1 protein-coding gene and 1 pseudogene are annotated in these 2,710 nt (G+C 54.8%); both read right to left on the bottom strand.

Going from position 1 to position 2,710, the window contains the following annotated elements; genetic code table 11:
* Positions 1-386 precede the first annotated feature (386 nt).
* Positions 387-777: pseudogene (locus tag Q363_RS31245) on the bottom strand (transposase); the annotation flags it as partial.
* Between the two features lie 691 nt (positions 778-1,468).
* Complete coding sequence (locus Q363_RS41685) at positions 1,469-1,624, bottom strand: hypothetical protein (protein WP_157468054.1); 156 nt, start codon at positions 1,622-1,624, stop codon at positions 1,469-1,471.
* Positions 1,625-2,710: the final 1,086 nt, after the last annotated feature.

Here is a 2,710-nt window from a genome sequence, read left to right as displayed (position 1 = left end):
TGGAGAAGGTGGACTGGCTGTTCGTCTTCAGCTGCGCCGCCCACAACCTGATCCGGCTGCCCAGGCTCATCGCGCAACGACAGCATGTGAGGTTCGTGGAGTAGTGCGCCTGAAACCCGGCGCGGCCTCCGGGAGCGCCTCCCGGAGGCCAAGAATGCCCCGTGAATCCAGCCGAAATACCACTTTCAAACAAACTGCATCGGTCGACAGAGCGCCAATCCCCACGGAATCCGCACCGCCGTGGTCAAATTCAACAAGCTCTTAGACCGAGTGAACCGCCTCGGCTTGCCCGAAGCCATCGACGATATGAGGAATGATCTCGGAAAGAAAGCGGGGATATAGTTCAACTGGTCAACAGGTATATGGAGGGTGTGCACAACACGCTGTGTCGGCCGATAGCGCTGCGTGCCTCTGGGCTGCCCATCAAAAGGCACGCACGCCGCTCACTCATTCCATGCTCGCAGTATGGCCGACCGCACTGCGCCGTCGCTCAGGGCTTAGAAGTTTCCCGAGGCGATATCTTTCAATACCAGCTTGTCAAGACTCTGCTCAGCTACAAGACGCTTCAGCTTCGCGTTCTCCTGCTCCAGTTCTTTCAGCCGCTTCGCCTGATCTACCTGCAACCCCACCATACTTCTTCCGCCAGCGGAAGTACGTCTGCACGATCTCCGCTTCCTTGCATGCCTGCGCTGTCGTCTTGCCGGTCGCCACGGCTACTTCGATCTGTCGCAGCAGGTTCACTACCTGCTCCGGTTGATACCTCTTGCCTCGTGCCATTCCAGGCCCCTCTCATGCCAGTCTCTGATGTTCTCCACTGGCACAAAATTTGCCGGGCACCCCACTTATGACATACCGGGTAATGAGTATTCGGTGATTGCGATGACCTACGACATCGCTGGAACTGTTCACTTCTATAACTGTTACGAAGGGCGCATGTGTGGATTCGGGAGGGGCAAATACAAATCTTGTTACCTTCTCGCGGCCTACGAACGTCATCGGGGCTGGGCAACCTGATGCGGATTCTGAGGTTTTTGTCGGGTCCATAGCCGAGGTCGGGGTCGATAACTCAACAGCCCCCGCATTGCTCCCGCAGATTGCTTGCTACGTCCAGGCGAAGTATGGGATCTGAGACGATCCACTGTACGAGCTTCACTCACGCGAAGCTGACTTAGGAAGGATGCGCTGAGCGTGGTGGAGGTGTACGGAAGGCGTTCGAGGGTCTGAGTCGCGATATGTCGTCACTAGGTGAGTGAGAACGGCGCGAGGTGAACCTCTGCCTCCAGAACTGTCGCACATCCTTTTAGCTATCTAGGCTAGTCACACCGTCCTCAATCCTTTCTAGGACATCTGTAGTGGTCTCTCGGGCGTACTTCACCTCGGTCTCGACAGACTGGACCGCAGATGTGACCGCGGTCTCGACAGACTTGATCGCAGATGTGACCTCGGTCTCGACAGACTTGATCGCGTACTACACCTCGGTCTCGACAGACTTGATCGCCGACGTGATGTCATCTCCTGAACTACTTAGCATCAAAACGATGCCCAAACCCGCCCATGCAGGGTTGTGAGTGTAGATGCCCACACCACACAGAAATGCCGCAACAAAGAAAGCGAAAGTCGCCAACCCAGCCTCCTCGACACAGTAGTCACCTTACAGCGAGTCTGGAAGATCTCAGATAGCACTTTTGGTCTTGGTTCGGACCACGGGCATCCCAAGGGAAGTGCCGATGGATGTCATAACATCCGTCCATCATTGCAGACTCTTTCATCCTGCGGTGAGAGCAGGGAACGCGTACGCCTGGCCACCTCCCCAAATTCAATCTGGAGAGTTACATGGAGGATGAGGAGCTTCGGTCGCGACGTCAAGCGTTCCCGCCCAATTGGGAACAGCAGCGAGCCGCTCTGATCGGGAAGAAGGCTGCTGTACCATCCCGTTCCTACCCACGAGGAACGGAACGACAATTGACTCGCGTGTTACCAGAAAAGACGTACCTCCGGTGGTCTCAATACCTACTGGGTTATTCCTGATAGCCACGTCCATTGGGATGGGATGTGTCATCTTCTTCTTCATTCCGTTCTTAGGGTGGATCCTGGGGCCGCTCATTGCAATCACAGGAATCAAGGCGGCGATGGGGTCAAACGTGAAGTACTCAGCCAATTGTCCATACTGCGGACTGCCTCTCCGTTTAGTGGCTCGTCCCGGCAAAGTAGAGCGATGTACGAATTGCAGGAAAGATCACGTGAATCGCGATGGCTGCTTATATCGGGTCACCTAAAACGGGGCGTTCCACTGTACACAAGGCACCCAGACCCCGGCGCTCACAACGCCGGGTTTTCATTGGACATCAGGCAAGAGCTGTGGGATACTCTCTGGCACCTCCCTAAAACCAGATTTTCACTTGGAGTGAGAGAGTAATGCGTTGGTTTGCTCCGCTTTTGCTATTAGCTCTGGCTCTGCCTGTTGGATTCTGCGAAGTGGTTAACGACGACATCACCAATGTCGTTTCCGCCTGTGGTAAGCCGAGAAGGGACTACACGTTCCCTAAAGAGGACTCATCAAACCAAACTCGTTTCCTGGCCTATAAAGGTGAAACGCTCTGGTTTATGCTCGGCAAGTATGGGTGGAGCTATTCCGGTTGGAGCATCAGACAGAGGCTTTTCATATGTCTTGAGCACGTCCTCCATCTTGTCAATGTACTCCTCGTCCAAC

Origin of the sequence: Edaphobacter aggregans DSM 19364 (assembly GCF_000745965.1) — a bacterium.
Classification (GTDB): domain Bacteria; phylum Acidobacteriota; class Terriglobia; order Terriglobales; family Acidobacteriaceae; genus Edaphobacter; species Edaphobacter aggregans.
Note: the sequence above shows the minus strand (reverse complement) of the source record. Positions and strands in the feature narration are given on the sequence as shown.